Origin of the sequence: Colwellia psychrerythraea (genome assembly GCF_000764185.1) — a bacterium.
Taxonomy (GTDB): domain Bacteria; phylum Pseudomonadota; class Gammaproteobacteria; order Enterobacterales; family Alteromonadaceae; genus Colwellia; species Colwellia psychrerythraea_B.
The window spans coordinates 97353-120758 of the sequence record NZ_JQEC01000051.1 but is presented as its reverse complement, the minus strand read 5'-3'; the positions used below and the strand labels follow the sequence as shown (position 1 = coordinate 120758).

Below are 23406 nucleotides of genomic sequence, written 5' to 3'. Positions count from 1 at the left end.
TAGTTAAAAATAAATCCCGCTATAAGGCATGTGTTGTTTATGTGATTAGAAGTTATCCTTCCATGCTCTAATTACTGAAAAAACCTCACTATCACTAGTTTGTTTCTTCTTACTATAAGCTTGTGCGGCTTGTTTAATAGCTGGCTCATGGCAGCGTAAAAAAGGATTTATTTGTCGCTCTAGTGCAATATTACTTGGTATGCTTGCTTGGTTTTTATCACGCTTTAAAGCTACTAGCTCTGAATATTTATGCAAATCATTGTTGTCGGGCTCAACGGCTAAAGCAAACGCCAGGTTGGCCTGAGTATATTCATGCGCGCAGTAGATTAAGGTATTTGCTGGTAAACTGGCTAATTTTGATAGCGAGTGATGCATTTGTTCTGGTGTTCCCTCAAACAATCGGCCACAACCACCTGAAAACAAAGTATCACCACAAAAGAGTATATCTTTATTATAATAAGCAATATGACCTTTAGTATGGCCAGGTAGATCAAGCACATTTAACTGGCAATGAGTGTCAGCTAAGGTGACTGCATCACCTTCTTTTAATGTAATATCAAGCTGAGCGATATTTTCACTGGCAGGTCCATAAACAGTAACCTGCCATTTTCGAAGTTTGGCGTATTCAAGCAAGTTTTTAATACCGCCAACATGATCGCTATGATGATGAGTAATCAAAATATTTGATAAGACTAAATTGCTTTCTTGTAGGTAATCAATGCAAACACCCGCATCACCCGGATCGATGAGGGTAATTTTATCATTATTTTTCTCAGCTAACGCCCAAATATAATTATCGTTGAAGGCTTGTATTGCTGTAACAATATGGTGAGTGTTAGACATATGAGATTTTACCCTTAGTTCGTTATATACTTCATTTAATTAGTTATATAGTTAGTTCGGTATTGGCATTTAGCACAATTAAATATTGTTGTAGCATTACAACCATCAAGCTTATTATACTCGTAATATAATAAGCTTTAAAGAAGACTCTATGAAACCAGCGTTAGCTTTTAGACAGCCGCATTACCCTCGATCATGGCAAGCCTTGCCTAATGGTGAGGTTATTAAAAAGGCAATAGAACAGGAACTGGCGTTGTGGTGGCCAAAGTTTTTTGGTTATCACTTAGTAAAACTTGGCGCATTAAGCAGTGAACTAGAAATAGCCGATTGCACTATAAATCATCAAGTAAATATCAGTGTTAAAAGTGATTTAACGAACGTGGTTGGTGAGATTGATGATTTGCCCCTACAAGAGCATAGTGTTGATGTCTGTTTATTAAGCCATGCTTTAGAGTTTTCACTTGACCCACATCATGTCATTCGTGAAGCGAATAGAGTATTGATCCCCAATGGTTATCTGGTGTTAACCGGCTTTAATCCGTTAAGCCTGGTTGGCTTAAATCGTTTATTGCCCTATCGACGAAGTAAAACTCCCTGGAATGAACACTTCTTCTCCCCGATGCGCATTAAAGACTGGCTACATCTAATGGGTTTTGAAATTTTAGCGGATCAACGTTGTTTACATAGCAGTTTAACAGGGGAAGTAAGTTTCGAGAGTCTGCAGAGTAAATGGCATAACTTTGCTAAAGACTATTTACCTGCATTAGGCTCGGTCTATGTAATTATCGCCAAAAAGCGGGTGTTGCCGTTAACACCCATTAAACCTAAGTGGCAATTACGACCTGAATTTCGACCGGTTAAAGTCAATAGCTTACGTTCAAATAAATCAAAAGTGAGCAAGTAAAACCAAGCAATAAACGGACATAAAACAGGGAGGGACGACGAAAAATAATCCCATCAATAAAAAAGCAAAACCGTAGTGAATGGTTTTGCTTTGTAATGAAAACTAAAAAATTTTAAATCAAATTCGATACACTTTTACTTTAGAATTTATAACTAGCTTGGGCGTAAGCAAACCGACCTTGACCACTATGCACGTTGACAGCAAAGCCCATAAAGTCATGATAAGCAAAAGGTGGTTCCTCATTGGTTAAGTTAGTCGCACCAACTGTTAGTACGACATCCTCAAAACCAAAGTAATTAATTGATGCATCAAGGGTCATCATAGCATCAACCTTTTGGTTGAGTTTTAATGATGCCTCTTGCTCAAATGAGTCAACATAGTTAATAGCTGCTCTTGCACTAACATCATCTAATACCCAATCAACAGAGGTAGTCCAACGCATTTGTGGCTGTTCAAAACCACCTTCTTGGGTGTTTTTGTAATCTTCGAAATTCAGCACATAATTAAGTACGTAGCCAAAGTTAAAAGTACCCGCGCCTGTATCAAGGTTATACCTAACATCTAAGTCAATACCTGAAGTTTGTAAGTCACCAATATTTTGAAAGCTGTCGTTTACTTGGATTACTTCACCAGGATCATTGGCAATTGAGGTAGGTCGACGTTCGACAATCGTGCCATCTAAACCATAGTTATCCATGACAAACTGGGTATCAGAATCAATAATGTCAGTAATATCATAATTATAATAGTCGACAGTAAAGTTTAAGTTGTCAGTAATATTGTAGATGATGCCTAAGTTATAACTTTCTGACTCTTCAGGTCCTAACTCAGGGTTACCTTCAAATACCGCAGTATATTCTTGAGGTTCACAGGCTCTATCTTGGTTGCCTATAGCAGCACAGCGCATAGTATCTATTAAATTAGGTGATTCATCTGTACGCCCTAAACCTAGTTGGTGAAGTGAAGGAGCTCTAAAAGCGGTACCATATGAGCCACGTAAGCTTAGGTCATCCATCGGTGACCATAGGAATGAAATTTTTGGATCTGTGGTGGTACCAAAATCACTATAATCTTCATAACGCACTGCAAGTTGAATTTCTAAATTGTCAATTATCGGAATGGCTAACTCACCAAATATGGCTAAATTATCTCTAGAGCCATTGGCTTGAGTTGCTTCAGTACCAAAAACCTCACCCCGTAAAAATTGATCATCAGGGTTGTCGCTGATTGATTCTTCACGGTATTCAGTACCAAGGGCTATCATCAATTCACCACTTGGCATCTCTAAAACAGGTCCCGAAACTTTAAAGTCGATAGACTCCATAGTCGATTTACCTACACGAGTAGTGGTTGTTTCAATGTAATCCAAGGCTTCTTGTGAATTGCTAGACGGTTCAAATGGGTTCCATAAACCGCTATCTATTGCTTCTTGAGTACGACGTTTATTAGGGAAACCATCAACGCCACGTTCCACCGAGCTACTTTTTATATAGCTATAAGCACCTTCCCAGCTCCAGTCATTAATATCACCTTGTAAACCAAGGATCACACGGTAATAGTCTGAATCGACACGTTTCTCACGATTACCAATATCAACGGTCCTGCGGCGCATAGTTAAATCTTGCTGGTAAAATTCATGACTAGGCATATCAGCAAAAGGGTGGTTAACATTATCCCCATCCATGGTTAGCTCATTAAAACTAGGACTGCCTGCGCCACGTACGGTTGATTTAGAGTTTTGGCCGTTTAATTCAGCAAATGCTCTGATGCTGTCATTGATTTCATATTTTCCTAGGTAATTCCAGCTAAAACGCTCAGAAGCAGGGATCATACTCATGGGCGGTGCATAATCATATCGACATAGGTTATTAGCAAGATCTATATCAGCAGCAGCACATTTATCATTACCGTATAGATCAATAAGCCGATTTGATGGATCACTTGCTAAAGCAATGGTACCTGGAATACCGGCAGAGCTTCTAAAATCAGTGGCATCAGGATCGCCTGTGCGTGCAGCTTGGTTTGCTGTTGCTGAATAATCTCTATCAGCATAAAGCACTTCTTCACGATTAAAATATTCCAAGATAAAGGTATGACTTGTGGTCTCGGTACTATTACCAAAAACTAAGTTAACACTTTGCTCTTCACCACCGCCATCTGCGGTTGCGCCGATTTTTGCTGTTAATTCTGCGCCGTCAACATCATCCCTCAAGACAATATTAATTACACCTGCCACAGCATCAGACCCATAAGTTGCAGATGCACCATCTTTTAGAATATCAACACGTTTAATGGCTGCCAGGGGGATGTTATTGATATCAACAAAAGCGGTATCTATGCCTTTAGCAAACGGAGATACAGATACGCGGCGACCATTGATTAGAATAAGCGTTGAATCGGCACCTAAGCCACGCAAGGAAACTGATGAGCCGCCATTGGCAGTATCATCGCTACTGTTAGCTTGAGTTGAAAATGTTCCTTGGCCGGAAATAGGTAATTTGGTAAAAAGGCTAATAAGATCAGTAACGCCTGATTTTTGAATATCTTCTTGAGACAAACTTGTGACAGGTGATGGGCCTTCCATACTGGTTCGTTTAATATGAGAGCCCGTTACTTCTATTCTTTCAACTTCTTCTATTTCGGCGGCTAAACTGCTAAAACTTTGTGTGGTTAAAAGTGCTGTTGAAATACTTAGCGCAAGTAAGTGTTTTTTACTCAATTTTGATCTCATAACATTTTCCTTTTGATTTATTTATAATTATTTTTTAAATATCAATATTTATAGTTCGCAACTACTATGTAACATCAAGTTAACCAAATTAACATTTAGTTGACAAGTTATAACAAAAACTTTCAATACATGAAACAAAATAATAGTGTGTTAAATCATCACTTTGTGGGTATATTGTATACACTTTAAAGGGAGGGAGATGTTGAAGGTAATAATCATGAAAAAATCCCTAACAAGTGCGGTCGTTACTGAGGTGTAAAAAACCTAACGATCTAGTATGATATTTAAAATTTATTACTGAGTTAACATATATGCTTACAAATGAACTTGAGCAGTATCTCAATGGCCTATTAAAACCACAGAAAATTAAAGACTTCACCCCTAATGGTCTTCAGGTGCAAGGTAGTGAGCAAGTAAAAAAAATTATTACTGGCGTTACTGCGTCTAAAGCGTTAATCGACCGAGCTATAAGTGAAAAAGCAAATGCCATTGTTGTACACCACGGTTACTTTTGGAAAAATGAATCTTATGTTATTCGAGGCATGAAACATGATCGTATCAAGGCGCTGCTGCTAAACGACATAAATTTATTTGCTTATCATTTACCCCTTGATATTCACCCGACACTAGGTAACAACGCACAACTTGCTAAGTTATTTAATATTGAAGATGTTAGTCCATTAGAGCTTGGCAATGAGTTTAGTGTGGCGATGAAGGGTGAATTTAAGCATGAATGTAGTGGCGTACAGCTGACTCAAAAAATTAATAGCACTCTTGAACGTGAATGTTTACATATTGCGCCACCGAGCAATAAGCCGATAAAAACCATTGCTTGGTGCTCTGGAGGTGGGCAAGGGTATATTGAGCTTGCTGCGGAGCAGGGCATTGATGCCTTTTTAACGGGAGAGGTATCTGAGCAAACTACTCATATTGCTCATGAAATGGATATTCATTTTTTTGCTGCGGGTCATCACGCTACGGAGCGCTACGGTATAAAAGCTCTAGGTGAGCATTTAGCAAAAGAGCACGGACTTGAAGTGCTGTTTATTGATATTGATAATCCGGTTTAATATCGCTAACCTATTAAAGACTATTTAGCTGTGTGCTTAATGATTAGCAAGCAATGGTTAAGTTTAAATTAGTTAAAAAGTGATTTAAACCACTGCACTACAAGACCTAAACTTTCATACCAGGCGATAGTACTTTGGTTCAATTTTTTGCTACTCGGCGTGTAGTGAGTCCAATTTTTACTACTGTCTGGATTTTTAACCCAGTAACCCGTAGGCGCAGCAATGGGGAATATGCCTTGTGCTTGAAAATAATTAATAGATCTAGGCATATGATCTGCATTGGTGACTAACACTACTTGGGTACCTTGCACTCTTGGCGCAATAAGCTCAGCTTCTTCTTCGGTATCCTTTGGGAAATTCTCTGTAATAATTTTTTGTGCTGGCACACCTAACATCACTAATGATTGTTTGACAGTTTCAGCATTAGATACTGGATTATGGCCGCCATAACCTGAGGTAATTATTCTTGCTTCGGGATGTAATTGGTATATGCGTAAAGCTTCAACCATACGCTGTAAGGAACAATTAGCTAATTGACTAGTTACCGGTAATTCAGCGTTGGTATTATGGCCACAACCAAGCACTATGATGTAATCGATATTTACTTCTGTTTTAACATATGGCGGATAATTATTTTCAATTGCTGTCATAACCGTATCGGAAAAAGGGGGAAAAGCACTAATAAGCAGGATGATAATTGCTGCGGATAAACTTTTAATGCTCTGCTTTGGCTTTTTGCTATGAATGATCAGGGCAAAAACCAGCAAAATCAGCACAATATTAATTGGCATGATAAAGACAGTGATGATCTTTTTAAGGAGAAATAAATCCATATAATTTAGCTAACTTACCTACGACATCGAGATTTATTTACTATATCAATTATATCGCTTAGCTGCTGAGCTATATTAGCGCTTATTTTTGTGATTGCTTCGTTATAACCGCGCTAAGCTAGTTTTTTTACCAATTTGTCTGCGAAGCAAGATAACAGTGCATCGCTTGGAAAAGAAAAACTAATATTAAAATAGGATTTGGGGAAATTTATAAAACTTGGCTAAAAGTCTGTTGCATTATTGTGCTAGATCGGGTCTAATAATTCCGTATTGTGGTTTAGGGTTAATACTCTAAACGATGATGTACCAGAAGAGGTGCGAAGCTTAGGTAGAAAACGAGAGGAACCACACTTCCTATTACCGTTTTTGAGGGAAGTTATCGCCGAGAATATTTAAAGGTGGGCTTAAATATTCGGTTACTAAGGTTGAATCCTTATGGCTGTCACCTGACGTATTTGTTAAATGATGCTTATATTATTAGGCATCGTTAAGCATTAAAAAAAAGGTGGAGAGCTTCTGGCTGAAAAAGTTTCGTTTTTTTTGTCGTTTGATTAACTTTGCTTAATTGAAAGGTAAAATACTCCATTCGCTAACTACTCAGTCATGCTCTTCCAATAGCTAACTTACTTAATCATTAATTCAGTAAAGAGTTCAGTAACTAGCTAGTGTTTTTATGGGAGAAATTTGTGAATCCAGTACAATCAACATCATCATTAACCGTAGCCAAGTTTGGCGGCACCAGTGTTGCCGATTTTCAAGCCATGTTACGGTGTGCCAATATTGTTAAAAGTGATGCTAGTAACCGCTTAGTGGTTGTTTCAGCTAGTGCAGGTGTAACTAATTATTTGGTGCGATTAAGTCAGCAGAATGTCTCTGTAGAAGAACAGAGAGCCATCATTGAAAATATTCGTAGTATTCAAGTTAATATTACTCAGCATTTAACTGCTGTAGTTGAAACCTCGCTTAATCAAGAAATAGATAATTTACTAGATGCGCTAACTCAACAGGCTTTAACGCAATCTTTGCAATACTCAACTAAAACTACCGATGCGATTCTTGCCTTTGGTGAACAACTAAGCTCACGTATTTTTGCTCAAGTTTTGCAGTCTATCGATGTTTCAGGTGAATATTTTAATGTTCAACAAGTAATGAAAACCAATAGTTTACATGGTAAAGCCGTAGTAGATATCAAGCAGTTAAGCGAGCAATGTACATTACTATTAGCGCCTAAACTTAAAGAAAAAGTGCTAGTCACTCAAGGTTTTATTGGTCAAGATAATAAAGGCCAAACAACTACTTTAGGCCGAGGGGGGTCAGATTATTCTGCTGCGTTACTCGCTGAAGCATTAAAGGGTGATAATTTATCTATTTGGACTGATGTAGTTGGCATATTTACTACCGATCCGCGTATTACTGATCAGGCTAGAGCGATTAAAGAAATTAGTTTTGGTGAAGCGGCTGAAATGGCCACTTTTGGCGCCAAAATATTACACCCAGCGACACTTATTCCTGCAATGCGTTGTAATATTCCAGTTTTTGTTGGCTCTAGTAAAGAGCCTGAACAGGGAGGGACTCAAATTAAGAAAAAGGTGGACTCTAACCCAACTTATCGCTCAATTGCTTTAAGGCGAGAACAAACGTTAGTGACAGTTAAAAGTCCGGCAATGTTACATGCCAGTGGCTTTTTAGCAAAAGTTTTTACCTTGTTAGCAAAACATGAATTGAGTGTTGATTTAATTACCACCAGTGAAATTAGTGTTGCTTTAACTTTTGATAACCCCAGTGGTTCAACGCAATCTTTAATTACAAATACTGTAGTTGCTGAATTAGAGCAGTTGTGTGAAGTAAGTGTTGAACATGGTTTGTCATTGGTCGCAGTTATTGGTAATGGTTTAACCCTAGCTAAAGGGGTTGGCCAAAGTATATTTGAAACAATTAATGATATAAATGTCCGTTTGATTTGCCATGGCGCTAGTGACAATAACTTGTGCTTTTTAGTTGATGAGAGCGATGCTAATCTGGTTGTTGAGAAATTGCACAATACTTTATTCAACTAAGTCGATTCGGCTAGTTATCTTCAGCTACAGTCTATTTGATAAGTGATAAAACATATCAAGGCACAAAAAAGTAGCACACAGCAAAATAGTCATTTTCTAGCTGTGTGCTCTTTTTGTTAATCAGTTATATTTTCAATAAGCTGATCCAGCTCTTGATTTAAGCTTTGCAATTTTTCGAATGTTAACCCTGTCACGGCAAACATTTTTGCTGGGATATGCTCGGCATTTTTTTGTAACTCAATTCCCTTTTGAGTTAACTTGATAACCACTACACGTTCATCTTTTTTTTGGCGATTACGCTTGAGCAGTGCTTGTTTTTCCATACGCTTTAATAAAGGGGACAGTGTACCTGAGTCTAAATCAAGCTTGATACCCAAGTCTTTAATCGATATGCCAGTTTTATATTGCCATAACACCATCATCACTAAATATTGAGGGTAAGTTAACGCTAACTCCTTTAATACTGGAGCATAAAGACGACACATTAGTTTATTCAAACTATAAAGGCGAAAACATAATTGTTTTTCTAACTGTAAATTATCACTCATCAATTATGCTAATAACTTTTTAATATCAGTTGTTATGGCTTCTGGTTTAGTGGTTGGAGCATAACGTTTTACCACTTGCCCTTGGCGGTTTACTAAAAACTTAGTGAAATTCCATTTGATTGATTTAGAGCCTAGGATGCCGGGTGCCTGCTTTTTTAAATAACTAAATAAGGGCTCAGCGTTATTACCGTTGACTTCTATTTTATTAAATAAAGGGAATTTAATATTGAATTGTAAATCACAAAATTGTTGGATTTCTTCATTACTACCACTTTCTTGCTGTTTAAATTGATTACATGGAAAGGCTAAAACTTCGAATCCTTTGGGTTGAAAAGTATCGTGTAATACTTGTAAGCCTTCGTATTGGGGAGTAAAACCACAATGACTAGCAGTATTAACAATCAATAATACTTTATCAGTAAACTGAGTCAATTTAATGGTTTCTTGTTTATTGTCGGTAACTGAAAATTGATAAATATTACTCATAATCGTTATTCCTTAAAGGTAAAACATAAAAAGTTGCTTAATAGTTGGTTGTAATATTGCCCTGTTATTTAAGTTATGTGCAAATTAGTTGTGTGCAACCTAATTGTTATTGTAAATGATAATTGCTGGTTTGCAAAGTTGCTAGAGCAAAATTGTAAACTGTCGTAAACTGACTTCATTGAATGAATTAACGAATTAAGAAACAAATTAAGAAACAAAGGGAAATATATGAAAATTGCATTTATAGGCCTAGGGGTCATGGGTTACCCAATGGCAGGTCACTTGAAAAAAGCAGGGCATCAAGTTTGTGTTTATAACCGCAACAACGAGAAAGCTTTAACTTGGCAGCAAGAGTTTGATGGTGATATTGCAGCAACACCCGCACTCGCAGCAAAAGGGTGTGATATTGTTTTCGCTTGTGTCGGTAATGATGATGATGTGCGTGAAATAGCGTTGGGTGAAGAGGGCGTTTTTTCTGGGCTTGATAAAGGCAGTATTTTTATTGATCATACTACTGCATCAGCAGAGCTTGCTGTTGAGCTGGGAGCGATAGCATCTAAAAATGGGCAATACTTTTTAGATGCACCCGTTTCTGGTGGTCAAGCAGGTGCGGAAAATGGTGTGTTAACAGTAATGGTTGGCGGCGAAGAAGCTACCTTTGCTAAAGCCGAGGTTGTGATGACTGCCTTCGCCCGTTTTAGTCAATTAATGGGGCCTGTAGGCTCAGGGCAATTAGCTAAAATGGTTAACCAAATTTGTTTTGTTAATACAGTACAAGGTTTAGCAGAGGGCTTGAATTTCGCCCAAAAAGCAGGACTAGATACTGATAAGTTACTGGATACTATTGGTAAAGGTGCCGCTGGTTCTTGGCAAATGGATAATCGCGGTAAAACTATGTGTGCGCGTGAATTTGATTTTGGTTTTGCTGTTGATTGGGTCAGAAAAGACTTAGCTATTGCATTTGAGGCAGCGGATAAATTAGGTGCTGATTTGACGATAACTAAGCAACTTGATGGTTATTATCAAGAGATTCAAGAAAATGGTGGCAATCGCTGGGACACTTCGAGTTTGATCTCACGCTTTAAAAATGAAAGCTAGTTAGTTGTCTCTTTTATCGGCTCAATTGTTGTCTAATATCTAATAACTAATAACTAATAACTAATAACTAATAACTAAATATTAATTTAGTTATTAGTTAAGTTGTGAAAATAACTCTGCTCTGACTACTGTATAAGCGGTAATGTACTTTTAAACCACTTATACAGTTTTAGTACCTCTCTTTAGTTATAACTTGCATCATTGATAAAATATTACTGAATAAACCGTCTAAGCTGAGCATTGATAGCACTAACTGAACGATTGATTTCTGTAGACAAAATTTGTAACTGTTCCGTACTTTGATTAGTTTTATCTGAAACAATTTTAATATTATCTATGCTTTCTGCAATTTCATTGTTCATGGCCTCTTGAGCATCGGCAGATTGGGATAATTGCATATTTTGTGATTCAATATTTGAAATAGCTTCACTAACACTCTCAATCATCACATTTGTTTCATTCGCTTTGATCTGACTTTGCTCAATACTTTTATTACCAAGTTCCATTGTTGATACTGCATTTTTAGCACCCAATTGGAGTTGCTCTATCATTTTATTAATTTCTTCAGTCGACTCTTGAGTTCTACTGGCTAGCGTTCTTACTTCATCAGCAACCACAGCAAACCCTCGGCCTTGCTCGCCTGCTCGTGCTGCTTCAATAGCTGCATTCAATGCTAAAAGGTTGGTTTGATCTGCTATACCTCTGATCACATCAAGTACACCTCCAATGTTTTGACTATCACTTTCTAAATTACTAATTACCTTAGAGGCTTTAAGCATAAGCTCTGAGAAGTCACTGACTGACTTGAGATTTTCCTCAACAATTTTATTACCTTGTGTTGATTTTTCTTGTGCTTCTTTTGATATTAGTGATGCATCTTTCGCTATTGAGGTCATTTCTTGTGTTGATGACATCATTGTGTGAACAGAAGTCGCCATATGTTCGGTTACTGCATGCTGCTCAGATATGTCAGCTTGTGTTTGTTTTGTTATATTTTCCATGGACGTAGTTGCTTCTGATAGCTGTTCTACTTGATTATTTACTTTCTTTAAAGAGCTAGATAGCTGGCTAATAAAGCCGTTAAAAGAGCTGGCGATGGCGCCAATTTCATCTTTTGGCTCTTCTGCTAGTCGATGTGATAAATCACCATTACCATTACCAATATCATCTAAAGCATCACGAACTTCTCTGAGGCGCTTCGAAATCAATTTTCTAAACATGAAAAACAACAGGGCCGTGGTAATAGATAAAGATATAACAACAATACTGGCAATGGTTAAATTCAAACCGCTTGCACTGGCTAACTGGGCGCCTATAGGTACTTGAACCTCAAGAACTCCCCGTACGTCATTTAATCCCCAGCCTGTTTTAGGGGTTTTAGGATGAGAGTTGTGACAATTAACACATCCTTGAGCAACCATTGTATCGGCTAAGGCAACTCTTACGACTTCTTTACCGTTTATAGTTTCAACTTTTGAATAGCTTTTTTTGGGATTCTTGTTCAACTCAATCCATGCTTGCTGTGCAAATTTATCTAATTTTCGCGAATTACGATTAGGAAAAGGGTATGGACTATATAATTTTAAACTCAAAATCTTTTTCGAGCTAAACTCTTTACTTAATTCATGAATGAAAGTGGCTGGTAAAGGAACTGTATTGGCACTATCTGTATGATTATAATGAGCAGACATTTCTTTATTAGCAACAATTTTTTTTATGATGTTTTTGGTGTAGTAGCCACGAATTGCTTTGTATTGTTTAACTGTTCCTTCAGCAGAAGATATAGCCGTTTTGATGGTTTGATCTTTAGTGACACTAGGAACATAAATAATTAATGTTAAAAGTACCAGCGTAAAGATCGCAATAAGCGGGGAAAATAATCGAGTACTTAGTTTTACAAAGTAAGGGATTCTCATCGGGAGTATGCCTTTAATTAATCTCTCTTTAAGTTTAGTTGATTAATTTAAAGGCGTAGTAAGAATTTAAGAATTTTAAATAGGTAAAATATTAACCTTGTAGATATTCATATAAAGCTTTAAGTACCGACATTTTTGCTTTGTTTTCTTCGTGTTCATGAGCTAAGTTTTCAATTTTAATCATAAACTCATCAATAGACAAAATTCCTTTACCACCGTATTGCATTTTGTTTTGACAATACTGCTGCCATTTTTGCTGTTCTTCGGTAGATAAAGTAAATGGGAAGTTCCTTGCTCGATAGCGAAATAACAAAACACTTAAGCGCTCATCTTGAAATTTGAATGGATGATTTGCGAGTTGCTCAGGTGATAAACCGCGTAAAATATCCATTTGCGCTTTATCACTGTGACTGAAAAAACTACCGCCATATAAAGCCTGCTCAGCATCAATATTTTCATTGTCAAAGTCAGATGTGGAAAAAACGTCACTTAATTTATCTCTTAGCTCAGCATGTTTCTTAAGTAAGCTTAAGTTTTCTAGACAATAATCACGTGGTATTGCCAGGCGTTCAGCGTTTTCGGGTAGCAAGGTTTTTGCTGGGGCAATCACTGGACATTTGTTGACGTGAATAAGTTTAACGGGAATAGGTTTTTCATCAGGAGCTAAATCATCGTGGCGGGTATATAAACGTGCTTTGATTTCTTCACTCGTTAAGCTAAGTAAAGGGGAGATATCTTGGGCTAAATCAACACAGATTACAGCATTTTTATTAACGGGGTGATAAATGATAGGTGCAAACCAGCTAGTACAACCGTGTGCCGATGATATTTTACTGGAGGTATGCACAATGGGTGTCATATCAGCCGTATTGATTAAGTCTTTAACTTGGTTTTTATTTTTTAAATTAAAAATAAACTCATAAAGTTTAGGTTGTTTATCTTTTATCAATTTTGCCATGGCAATAGTGGCGTAGACATCACTCATAGCGTCATGAGCAGCTTCATGATTAATGCCATTAGCCTTGGTTAATAACTCTAAACGAAAGCTAACTACTTCTTCGCCGTCGCGATCAACGGTTGGCCAATTGATACCTTCAGGACGAAGGGCATATGTGGCCCGCACCATATCAATAATATCCCAGCGACTATTACCGTTTTGCCACTCACGGGCATAGGGATCATAAAAGTTACGGTAAAACAAATAACGGCTGACTTCATCATCAAAGCGGATATTATTATAACCAGCAACACAGGTATTAGGCGCAGAAAATAATTCATGTATGCGCGCAGCAAATTCTGCTTCGGATAAACCCTCCCGTTGCGCTTTTTGTGGCGTTATTCCGGTAACTAAGCAAGCTTCAGGATGCGGCAAGTAATCTACTGGCGGTTGACAATAAAACATTTCCGGCTCGCCAATGATATTTAAATCGAGATCGGTGCGAATACCCGCAAATTGAGAAGGCTTATCAAACTTTGGTGAAATGCCCCAAGTCTCATAATCGTGCCAAAGAATTGATGGCTGGTTGTTTTTTTCCATAACTGTCTATCTCTGTATATTAGTTATTTGTTTTTATTGATATAAAAGAGTGTTTTTTATCTTGATATTTAGTTTTTAATAAGCTGACTGAACTTTGCATATCGTATATGTAGAATAATCAACTTGATGTACAGGAAAAGTAAGTTTGGCTAAAACGAAACTAAATAACCAGTTAGATATTGCTCATGATAAATCTTTTGAGCTTGTAGATCGAGGCCCTTTGGCGGTGAAAGTGCTGTAAATCATCTAGCTTGACAATATAAATTGAGATTTTCAGACTGGTAACTACCCAATGTACATTACTTTTACAATTTAAAAGCCAACCCTTTTGAACTAATGCCTTTCTAATATATCGATTCATATAACCATGACCAAATAATATAACCTGATCTTGATGCTGAGATATTTAATTTAGTCGCAGCTACTTCAGCTCGCCACCTGGCTTGATGAAATGACTCAAACCATCCTGAACAACCACAGTAACCTAGATAGGTAAAGCCAATCCCTAGGTATTAATTTAAAGGGAAATTAATACCTAGGGATTGACATTTCTCGATAAATTTATAATTCTCCTTTATACTTTCAGGTTGGCTCTCTTTTGTAACTTTAGAAGAATTGTATCGTCTGATCCAATATGCATAGCCGAAAGCATCTATTATTTGGTTGTTTGCTGAAGAGAGTTTTTCAAGTATGAACATGATTATTTCCATTTGAAATTTACCCCTTGATAATGGGGGAAGAAATTGTTTGCAATAGTATAACAGGCTAGTACCTGCGGGTTGTTTAATTAAACGCATGACATCAGTAGAGCCTGAAGTGGAAGTTAATTTTACGATTGAACTACATGCGGATAAAAATAGAACCGCGAGTGTTATCAGGTACGCTATTACTCCTATGTTAATTAATAATAAGTCTAGATTGAAATATCGGCTGTGAGTTTTTATACAGCTGGTGAAATTGCCCTTTATCAGAGCAAGTACTCTCAGGTTAGTACTACGTTTGAACGAGTTAGAAACCTAAACTCGAATATCTAAAACGGGCAAAGGTTATTACCTATTTTTTTGCGCAGTTTTTAGATAAAGGCAAAACGAAAAGTCTAACGAATCATCTTATTACTACAATATGGCTTTGATTAATGCTTTACAAGATTATAAAAGCAGAGCGTATCAATACCACGACTATAGATACTGGTTGGATAAAAGCATGGGAAGGCTATTTAGAGCCTGTTCTAGCGAAAATGAAAACTGAACAGCAGTTTGGTCAAATGATGGGGGCATAATAGCTCTACTTGCTGATAGTGATGATTTTTAATAGGAACATATGAATAATAGTGGCTTTGGGGATAAAAACTTTACTTTTGCTGTCTATATAGCAAATAAACCTAACATGCTGGAATATCAAGGGTTGAACAAGGTTACAGCACTAGTAAAAGGCGAAATCAACATTATAAATCAAGCATGTGGTAATGGCTGGCGTAAAATTTTTAATGTTTATGCTAAGTTGGTTTATTCATTAGATAAAGAATATTTCTGTTTTTCCAATAGCTTATCTACATGGCAAGACTATCGTGATGAATATCTATTACAAATGCAAAGTAAAACCGCATTATTGTTTTCAGCGCCGCAATTGTCGCCAAATAATAAAATTTTGCATATTATTTGTGGTAAAGGTTATGCGAAAATACTTATCAGTAGCGGTAAACTCAATTCAAACTTAGTTTGGTTAGATGACGAATTTGCTATTGATAGCCTAAATAATCTGATTGTTTGCCCATACTTTGATTACCGACAATTGAGTAATATCAAAATTGAGCGTTTAGCAGGTTTGTTGCGAAGCCTAAAAATGGTAGAGAAAACATAAATGCTAAAGGTAACTTTCATCACCGAGAACACGGAAATGATAAGCAGGGCATAGAGATAGTATTTATAAATTACTATATATTTTGGCTAATGCATTCTCGTCGATTTCGGCATTATTAGCAGGAAATAAGCCAAACAACCGTCATTCCTGATGTCTCTATCGGGAATCCTGAACGATTCCAATAGTAAACTCACCCATTATAATATCTCATTGTCTCTTTGGTGGTGTAGGCCTCAGGGTAGAATCTATTATTCAGGTTATTTTAAACACACCAAGGTACTAGCCCCTTTAACTTTGTTATGATTTTTCGTATAATGCCGAAAATTTTATTGTTGTTCGTTAAGCTAATACGAACAACATATGCCAATCGGATATGGTGAAAAGTGTCAAAATCAGTAGAAAGGTCAGTCGAAAATTCTCAAGCAATGCCAAATGATGCTAACGCACTGTTATTACAACAACAGGTACTTCAGCAGCAACTACTATTACAAAACACTCAAAACCAAAACGATGAAATTGACTTGGTTGAGCTTTGGCAAGCTATTTGGATAGGCAAATTTACCATCATCATTATAAGTATGATATTTGCCATTGCATCTGTTTTCTTTGCTTTATCAAAACCTAATATTTATAAGGCTTCTGCTATCTTAGCTCCAGCCTCCAATGAAAGTGGTGGTATGGGAGGAATGGCAGGTCAACTTGGTGGCCTAGCTAGTATGGCTGGCATTAATCTGGGGGGCGGAGGTGGTGTTGATAAAACAGCACTAGCCTTAGAAATCATCAAATCACGTTCATTTATTGAAAACTTTATTGAAAAACATGATTTGTTAGTACCATTAATGGCATCTAAAAGCTGGGATATGGGAAGTGATACATTAATCTTAAATAAAGAAGTTTATGACTCATCAAATAAGAAGTGGCTTAGAGAAGTAAAAGCACCGAAAACACCAGAACCGTCATCATGGGAGTGTTACCAAAAATTCTCTAAGCTAGTTTCTGTTTCACAAGATAAAAAAAGCTCTATGGTTAACATCGAGATTGAATTTTATTCACCAACCCTAGCAAAGCAGTGGTTAACCTGGCTAATTCAAGATATTAATGAATTCATGCGCGCTCAAGACCAAATTGAAGCAAAAGCGTCAATAGATTTTTTAACCAGTCAATTAGTTAATATTAAAGTAGCTACCATGGAAACGGTATTTTATCAGCTTATTGAAGAACAAACTAAAAACATGATGTTGACCATGGTTAAAAAAGAATACGTCCTTAAAACCATAGATCCAGCACAAGTACCAGATACCAAAGCAGGACCAAAACGTGCATTAATTGTTGTGTTAGGTACTATGGCTGGTGGTATTGTTTCTATATTTATTGTATTGATTAGGTATTTTAGCCATAAAGCTAAATAGTCAGTTAGAGTCTAAGGAATAGAGAGGCAACTTAACTTAGCCTGAAATAAAGCTTGTGATTTTATAGTTCAACAATTTTAACACTAGCATTTATTGGGAATTAATAATGTTTTTCTCAGGTCCTCCGTCTAACTAGTTTACTTCCTATGTAACTGAGTATAGCTATTTTAAAGTTAACAAAATAAGAGGGATTAAACTAAGTTTGATAGGTAACTAATACATTGTTATTTGCCCAGAGCCCAATGGGTTAAGCACATCCCCGAATATAAATTTAATTTAATTTAATATGTGTTCCTTGTTACACATCTTGTTAAATTTAAGTATAATCCGGGTGAAATTTTTAAAATCATTAATTTATTGGCTTTATAGAGCAAGAGAAGAAGTATAATCAAATGAATATTATGGATAAAAAAATTGCCATTATCGGCTTAGGTTATGTTGGTTTACCGCTGGCGGTAGAGTTTGGTAAAAAATTCAGTGTTATTGGCTTTGATATTAACCAAAGCCGGATTAAAGAGTTAGTATCAGGAACCGACTCAACAATGGAAGTGACTGATATTGAATTAGCAAACACTAATTTAACTTTTTCTAACGATGTCGAAAAGCTGAAATCTGCAAATATTTATATTGTTACAGTACCTACCCCAATTAATGAGCATAAACAACCAGACTTAACCCCTCTAATTAAGGCAAGTGAAATGTTAGGGGGGGTAATATCTCAAGGTGATTTAATTATATATGAATCTACAGTCTATCCAGGAGCAACAGAGGAAGAGTGTATCCCTGTTGTCGAACAAGTTTCTGGAATGTCTTTTAATACAGATTTTTTTGCTGGTTATTCTCCAGAGCGAATTAACCCTGGTGACAAAGAGCACCGAGTTACAAATATATTAAAAGTCACTTCAGGCTCTACTCCTGAAATTGCTGAAGTTGTTGACCAACTGTATAAATCAATAATTATTGCTGGAACTCATAAAGCTAGTTCTATTAAAGTTGCAGAAGCAGCAAAAGTGATTGAAAACACTCAACGTGATGTAAATATCGCATTAATTAATGAACTTTCAATAATTTTTAATAAATTGAATATTGATACTCTTGAAGTGCTAGAGGCAGCAGGAACCAAATGGAACTTCTTACCTTTTCGGCCTGGTCTTGTTGGCGGTCATTGTATTGGTGTAGATCCGTACTATTTAACTCATAAAGCTCAATCTGTTGGTTATCACCCTGAGATGATTCTTGCTGGTCGGAGGCTAAATGATGGGATGGGAAAATATGTTGTTTCTCAACTGGTAAAAGAAATGCTTAAAAAACGTATCCATGTTGAAGGGGCTAATGTGCTAGTAATGGGGTTGACTTTTAAAGAAAATTGTCCCGACCTTCGTAACACCAAAGTAATTGATATTGTTGATGAGTTAAAAGAATACAATATCAACGTTGATGTTACGGACCCCTGGTGCTCGAATGAAGAAGCTGTTAATGAATATGGCATACCTTTAGTTCAGCCATGTAAAGGTCATTATGATGGGATAATTGTAGCTGTTGCACATGATCAGTTTAAAGAGCAAGGGGCCGAGTATATCCATGGATTGTGTAAAAAAACTCGTGTCATATATGATTTGAAGTATTTGCTTCCCAAAAATTCGGTGGATATACGTTTATAATTCACGCCCAAGATTTTAAAGCTGTATTGATACATCTAACCCAGAAATTTAAAAGAGTTTATTAGAATATGTCCCGTTACAATGAAGTAAAAGAGCAACTGTTGATATCACCTAAAGTTTGGTTAATAACCGGGGTCGCAGGGTTTATTGGCTCAAACCTGCTTGAAACCTTATTATTACTTAATCAGAAGGTAATTGGTTTGGATAACTTTGCTACAGGTCACCAATATAACTTTGATGAAGTGGAAAGTATAGTTACCCAAAAACAATGGGGGAATTTTACCTTTATTGAAGGGGATATTCGAGACTTTAATACATGCGAAAAATCTGTATTAGGTGTTGATTATATATTACACCAAGCTGCACTTGGTTCTGTTCCACGCTCAATAACAGATCCTATACTAACAAACTCAGCTAATATAACGGGTTTTCTGAATCTGTTAACGGCAGCGAAAGATGCAAACATTTCAAGCTTTACTTATGCTGCTTCTAGTTCTACTTATGGAGATCATCCAGCGCTGCCAAAAGTCGAAGAGCACATTGGTAACCCTTTGTCACCTTATGCGGTCACTAAATATGTGAATGAACTTTATGCAGATGTTTTTGCTAAAACATATGGTTTTCACGCTACAGGCCTACGGTACTTTAATGTCTTTGGCAAGCGTCAAGATCCAAATGGCGCATATGCTGCTGTTATCCCTAAATGGACATCAACTATGATTAATAGCGATGAGTTATTTATCAATGGTGATGGTGAGACTAGCCGAGATTTTTGTTTTATTGATAATACAGTACAAATGAATATCCTAGCTGCTACTGCTCCTAAGGAAGCAAGAGGGACTATTTATAATGTTGCACTTGGAGATAGGACAACATTAAATGATTTGTTTATAGCTATTAAGGAAGCATTACTTGGGAATGAAGTCAATGTAAAGACTGAACCTACATATCGTGACTTTAGAGCTGGAGATGTTCGCCACTCACAAGCTGATATATCAAAGGCTCAAAGAGAGCTCGGATATAAACCTGAATTTAAAATATCTGAGGGTATTGCAAAAGCAATGCCGTGGTATGTAAAGTTTTTAGGATAATTTTATTTTAATTTCTCTATCTCGATATTATGCATACATCAGCGAGTTTAATTTATATATTTTAAATTTTCTTTAGACACTCGATCGGGTTTGAAATTAAAAAATAGGATAACCTATTTTCTTAATGTCGAAAGCTATTAAGTGTGGGTAATCAACTTAATATGTTACTTCTTGGATTCACAAAAATAATAGAATATGAGTCTATTTCAAACATCTAGGCGCATAAATAACTAAAGAGATTTACATGATATTACCAGTAATTATGTCTGGTGGCAGCGGAAGCCGATTATGGCCAATGTCACGTGCACTTCACCCGAAACAATTTTTACCCTTAATCAGTGAAAATACCTTATTACAAGAAACTATAAATCGTTTAGATGAAAATTGTTTAGATCCCATTATCATTTGTAATAACGAACATCGTTTTATTGTTGCGGAACAATTACGTCAGAATAACAGCAAAGCTAGTAGTATTATTCTTGAGCCGATGGGAAGAAATACTGCTCCAGCAATTACCTTGGCTGCTCTTGGCGCTATAGATAATGGTGAAGATCCACTTTTATTAGTACTTGCAGCCGATCATGTCATTAAAAATGTTGAGGCTTTCCAACAATCTATTGTTTCCGCATCTATATTTGCAGAAGAAGGAAAACTAGTTACTTTTGGTATTGTTCCTACTCATGCAGAAACAGGCTACGGTTACATAAAACAAGGTACTCTTCTTACTTCGACGAATGAGCAAGTAAATGCTAAAAGTTACACAGTAGCCAATTTCGTAGAAAAACCTGTTTTATCAATCGCTCAAGAATATTTAGCAACAGGTCAATATTTATGGAATAGCGGCATGTTTATGTTTAAAGCGTCTCGCTATTTAGCAGAGCTGAAAAAATATTCTCCTGAAATATTATCAACCTGCGAAGATGCTTTTAATAATAAATCTCATGATTTAGATTTTACCCGTGTTAGTGCTGATATTTTTGAAAAATGTCCGGAAGACTCTATCGATTATGCTGTAATGGAGCACACAGAGCATGCAGTCGTTGTACCATTGGATGCGGAGTGGAGTGACGTCGGTTCCTTTTCCTCCCTTTGGGATGTAAGCCCAAAAGATGAACAGGGTAATGTTTCACAAGGTGATGTTATTTCACATTCAACAACCAACTGTTATATCAATGCTGAAAACAGATTAGTAACGACGGTAGGTATTGATAACTTAGTTATTGTAGAAACAAAAGATGCCATATTAGTTGCTAGTAAAGATAAAGTGCAAGATGTAAAATCAATTGTTAATAGCTTAAAAGCCGATAATCGTTATGAGTGTAAACATCAGCGTGAAGTATACCGTCCATGGGGTAAATATGACTCTCTTGATTTGGGCACACGAGATCAAGTGAAGCGTATTACAGTAAAGCCGGGTGCAAAACTGTCAGTTCAAATGCACCATCACAGATCTGAACATTGGATAGTGGTTTCAGGTACTGCAAAAGTAACTAATGGTGATAAAACATTTTTAATGTCTGAAAATGAGTCTACCTATATTCCATTAGGGCAAATACACGCATTAGAGAACCCAGGTGTATTGCCCTTAGAGTTAATTGAAGTGCAAACCGGCTCATATTTAGGTGAAGATGACATTGTTCGATTTGATGATAAATATGGTCGAAATTAGCTCCAATAAAGCTTGATGGAATGGATATGCTACCACTAGTTACTTTCAAAACAGTTATAGCCTCTACTCCTCTAGTCTCTATAGATTTAGTGGTAAAAAATAGTGAAGGGCTAGTTTTATTAGGTAAACGAACCAATCGGCCAGCTCAAGGTTTTTGGTTTGTACCTGGCGGACGAGTTTTAAAGGATGAGCAACTAGATAACTCATTTAAGAGGTTATTAAAAGTAGAATTAGCAATTGACAAATGTGAAGCTAGATTTTTAGGTGTTTATCAGCACTTTTATAATGATAATTTCACTGAAGATAACTTTACTACGCATTATATAGTATTAGCATATGAGCTCACTTTTAACGGAAGTTTAATTAAACTACCGAATGAGCAGCATAATGAATACCGATGGTTCAAGATAAGTGAATTACTGAATCATAATGAAGTACATAAACATACAAAGTGGTACTTTCAAAAAAGAAACAAAGCGGATGAAATCTTTAGCCCCTAAAGTAGATTAACTATTTGACAACATCTGTAAATTACAAATTGAAAATAAATTTAGGAAAAAATATGACAAAGAATAAAGTAGCGTTAATAACCGGTGTTACTGGTCAAGATGGTTCATACCTTGCCGAGTTTCTACTAGAAAAAGGCTATGAAGTTCATGGTATTAAGCGTAGGGCGTCTTCACTGAATACAGAACGTGTGGACCATATCTACCAAGACAATCATGAAAAAAATCAAAAGTTTTTTTTGCATTACGGTGACTTAACAGACTCTTCAAATTTAACGCGCATCATCAAAGATGTTCAGCCTGATGAAGTTTATAACTTAGGTGCACAATCGCACGTTGCTGTTTCATTCGAGTGTCCGGAATATACAGCTGATGTTGATGCTATGGGAACATTGCGCTTATTAGAAGCTATCCGCTTTTTGGGTTTGGAAAAAACAACCAAGTTTTATCAAGCGTCTACTTCAGAACTTTATGGCGAAGTGCAAGAAATACCACAAAAAGAAACTACCCCATTTCACCCGCGGTCCCCTTATGCTGTTGCTAAAATGTATGCATATTGGATAGTAGTTAACTATCGTGAATCTTATGGTATGTATGCCTGTAATGGCATTCTTTTTAATCATGAGTCACCACGCCGCGGAGAAACATTTGTCACCCGTAAAATTACCCGTGCAATTGCCAATATTTCACAAGGATTAGAGAGATGCTTATTTCTAGGTAATATGGACGCCCTACGTGACTGGGGGCATGCTAAAGATTACGTTCGTATGCAATGGATGATGTTGCAACAAGAGCAAGCTGATGATTTTGTTATAGCCACAGGTAAACAAATAAGTGTTCGTGAATTTGTTAGTTTATCTGCAAAAGAGGCAGGAATAGAGCTTGAATTTACTGGTGAAGGTCTAAACGAAATTGCAACGGTTAAATCTATTTTAGGTGACAACGCTCCTGCACTAAAAGTAGGTGATGTTATTGTTAAAGTTGATCCTCGCTATTTCCGTCCAGCAGAAGTTGAAACACTGTTAGGTGACCCATCTAAAGCAAAGGCAAAATTAGGTTGGGTTCCTGAAATAACAGTTGAAGAAATGTGTGCGGAGATGGTTGAAAACGACCTCAACAAGGCCAAACAGCACGCCATTCTGAAAGAGCATGGTTACAATAAGCCTGTTTCAATAGAGTCATAACAT

The 23406-nt window shown here is 36.7% G+C and carries 19 protein-coding genes and 1 riboswitch; of the genes, 12 read left to right on the top strand and 7 right to left on the bottom strand.

Going from position 1 to position 23406, the window contains the following annotated elements; all coding sequences use genetic code 11:
* Window positions 1-45 precede the first annotated feature (45 nt).
* Window positions 46-843, bottom strand: a complete 798-nt coding sequence (gene gloB / locus GAB14E_RS04960) for a hydroxyacylglutathione hydrolase (protein ID WP_033083702.1) — start codon at window positions 841-843, stop codon at window positions 46-48.
* 151 nt (window positions 844-994) lie between these two features.
* Between gloB and GAB14E_RS04965 the strand changes: the two genes are divergently transcribed.
* Window positions 995-1747 carry a class I SAM-dependent methyltransferase gene (locus GAB14E_RS04965; RefSeq protein WP_033083701.1) on the top strand — a complete coding sequence of 251 codons (753 nt, stop codon included), beginning with the start codon at window positions 995-997 and terminating at the stop codon, window positions 1745-1747.
* Window positions 1748-1886: 139 nt separating this feature from the next.
* Here GAB14E_RS04965 and GAB14E_RS04970 read toward each other — a convergent pair whose 3' ends face one another.
* Window positions 1887-4478, bottom strand: a complete 2592-nt coding sequence (locus tag GAB14E_RS04970) for a TonB-dependent receptor plug domain-containing protein (RefSeq protein WP_033083700.1) — start codon at window positions 4476-4478, stop codon at window positions 1887-1889.
* 311 nt (window positions 4479-4789) lie between these two features.
* Here GAB14E_RS04970 and GAB14E_RS04975 point away from each other — a divergent pair, with 311 nt between their 5' ends.
* Window positions 4790-5548 (top strand): Nif3-like dinuclear metal center hexameric protein, encoded by a 759-nt coding sequence (locus tag GAB14E_RS04975; protein WP_033083699.1) that lies wholly within the window; start codon window positions 4790-4792, stop codon window positions 5546-5548.
* 68 nt (window positions 5549-5616) lie between these two features.
* Here GAB14E_RS04975 and GAB14E_RS04980 read toward each other — a convergent pair whose 3' ends face one another.
* Entirely contained in the window at window positions 5617-6381 is a 765-nt protein-coding gene (locus tag GAB14E_RS04980) for an ElyC/SanA/YdcF family protein (RefSeq protein WP_033083698.1), read from the bottom strand.
* 302 nt (window positions 6382-6683) lie between these two features.
* Window positions 6684-6905, top strand: a riboswitch (Lysine riboswitch).
* Between the two features lie 162 nt (window positions 6906-7067).
* Here GAB14E_RS04980 and lysC point away from each other — a divergent pair.
* Window positions 7068-8438: a lysine-sensitive aspartokinase 3 gene (lysC, locus tag GAB14E_RS04985; RefSeq protein WP_033083697.1), complete on the top strand. Its 1371-nt coding sequence runs from the start codon at window positions 7068-7070 to the stop codon at window positions 8436-8438.
* Window positions 8439-8554: 116 nt separating this feature from the next.
* On the opposite strand, the gene GAB14E_RS04990 is transcribed toward lysC, so the two are convergent.
* Both GAB14E_RS04990 and GAB14E_RS04995 read right to left on the bottom strand, forming a co-directional pair.
* Window positions 8555-8986, bottom strand: coding sequence for a MarR family winged helix-turn-helix transcriptional regulator (locus GAB14E_RS04990; protein ID WP_033083696.1), 432 nt, complete (start codon window positions 8984-8986; stop codon window positions 8555-8557).
* A 3-nt stretch (window positions 8987-8989) separates the two neighbouring features.
* Window positions 8990-9472 carry a glutathione peroxidase gene (locus GAB14E_RS04995; RefSeq protein ID WP_081967875.1) on the bottom strand — a complete coding sequence of 161 codons (483 nt, stop codon included), beginning with the start codon at window positions 9470-9472 and terminating at the stop codon, window positions 8990-8992.
* 228 nt (window positions 9473-9700) lie between these two features.
* Between GAB14E_RS04995 and GAB14E_RS05000 the strand changes: the two genes are divergently transcribed.
* On the top strand, window positions 9701-10570 hold the full coding sequence (locus GAB14E_RS05000) for an NAD(P)-dependent oxidoreductase (RefSeq protein ID WP_033083694.1): 870 nt from the start codon (window positions 9701-9703) through the stop codon (window positions 10568-10570).
* A 212-nt stretch (window positions 10571-10782) separates the two neighbouring features.
* On the opposite strand, the gene GAB14E_RS05005 is transcribed toward GAB14E_RS05000, so the two are convergent.
* Both GAB14E_RS05005 and sbcB read right to left on the bottom strand, forming a co-directional pair.
* Window positions 10783-12486: a methyl-accepting chemotaxis protein gene (locus tag GAB14E_RS05005; RefSeq protein ID WP_052093938.1), complete on the bottom strand. Its 1704-nt coding sequence runs from the start codon at window positions 12484-12486 to the stop codon at window positions 10783-10785.
* Window positions 12487-12577: 91 nt separating this feature from the next.
* The gene (gene sbcB / locus GAB14E_RS05010; protein ID WP_033083693.1) at window positions 12578-14023 is read right to left on the bottom strand and encodes an exodeoxyribonuclease I; all 1446 of its coding nucleotides are present in this window, start codon (window positions 14021-14023) and stop codon (window positions 12578-12580) included.
* Between the two features lie 1135 nt (window positions 14024-15158).
* On the opposite strand from sbcB, the gene GAB14E_RS24915 reads away from it, so the two are divergent.
* The 8 genes from GAB14E_RS24915 to gmd all read left to right on the top strand — a co-directional run bounded on the left by GAB14E_RS24915 (window position 15159) and on the right by gmd (window position 23403).
* Window positions 15159-15302, top strand: coding sequence for a hypothetical protein (locus GAB14E_RS24915; RefSeq protein ID WP_156115774.1), 144 nt, complete (start codon window positions 15159-15161; stop codon window positions 15300-15302).
* A gap of 41 nt (window positions 15303-15343) precedes the next feature.
* Complete coding sequence (locus GAB14E_RS05020) at window positions 15344-15883, top strand: DUF6942 family protein (RefSeq protein WP_033083691.1); 540 nt, start codon at window positions 15344-15346, stop codon at window positions 15881-15883.
* 383 nt (window positions 15884-16266) lie between these two features.
* Window positions 16267-17292 (top strand): Wzz/FepE/Etk N-terminal domain-containing protein, encoded by a 1026-nt coding sequence (locus tag GAB14E_RS05025; protein WP_231562087.1) that lies wholly within the window; start codon window positions 16267-16269, stop codon window positions 17290-17292.
* 392 nt (window positions 17293-17684) lie between these two features.
* On the top strand, window positions 17685-18953 hold the full coding sequence (tviB, locus tag GAB14E_RS05030) for a Vi polysaccharide biosynthesis UDP-N-acetylglucosamine C-6 dehydrogenase TviB (RefSeq protein WP_033083690.1): 1269 nt from the start codon (window positions 17685-17687) through the stop codon (window positions 18951-18953).
* 68 nt (window positions 18954-19021) lie between these two features.
* On the top strand, window positions 19022-20044 hold the full coding sequence (locus GAB14E_RS05035; protein ID WP_033083689.1) for an NAD-dependent epimerase/dehydratase family protein: 1023 nt from the start codon (window positions 19022-19024) through the stop codon (window positions 20042-20044).
* Window positions 20045-20288: 244 nt separating this feature from the next.
* Window positions 20289-21713, top strand: coding sequence for a mannose-1-phosphate guanylyltransferase/mannose-6-phosphate isomerase (locus GAB14E_RS05040; protein WP_033083688.1), 1425 nt, complete (start codon window positions 20289-20291; stop codon window positions 21711-21713).
* A gap of 26 nt (window positions 21714-21739) precedes the next feature.
* Window positions 21740-22213, top strand: coding sequence for a GDP-mannose mannosyl hydrolase (locus GAB14E_RS05045; RefSeq protein ID WP_033083687.1), 474 nt, complete (start codon window positions 21740-21742; stop codon window positions 22211-22213).
* A gap of 62 nt (window positions 22214-22275) precedes the next feature.
* Window positions 22276-23403 carry a GDP-mannose 4,6-dehydratase gene (gene gmd / locus GAB14E_RS05050; protein ID WP_033083686.1) on the top strand — a complete coding sequence of 376 codons (1128 nt, stop codon included), beginning with the start codon at window positions 22276-22278 and terminating at the stop codon, window positions 23401-23403.
* Window positions 23404-23406 lie beyond the last annotated feature (3 nt).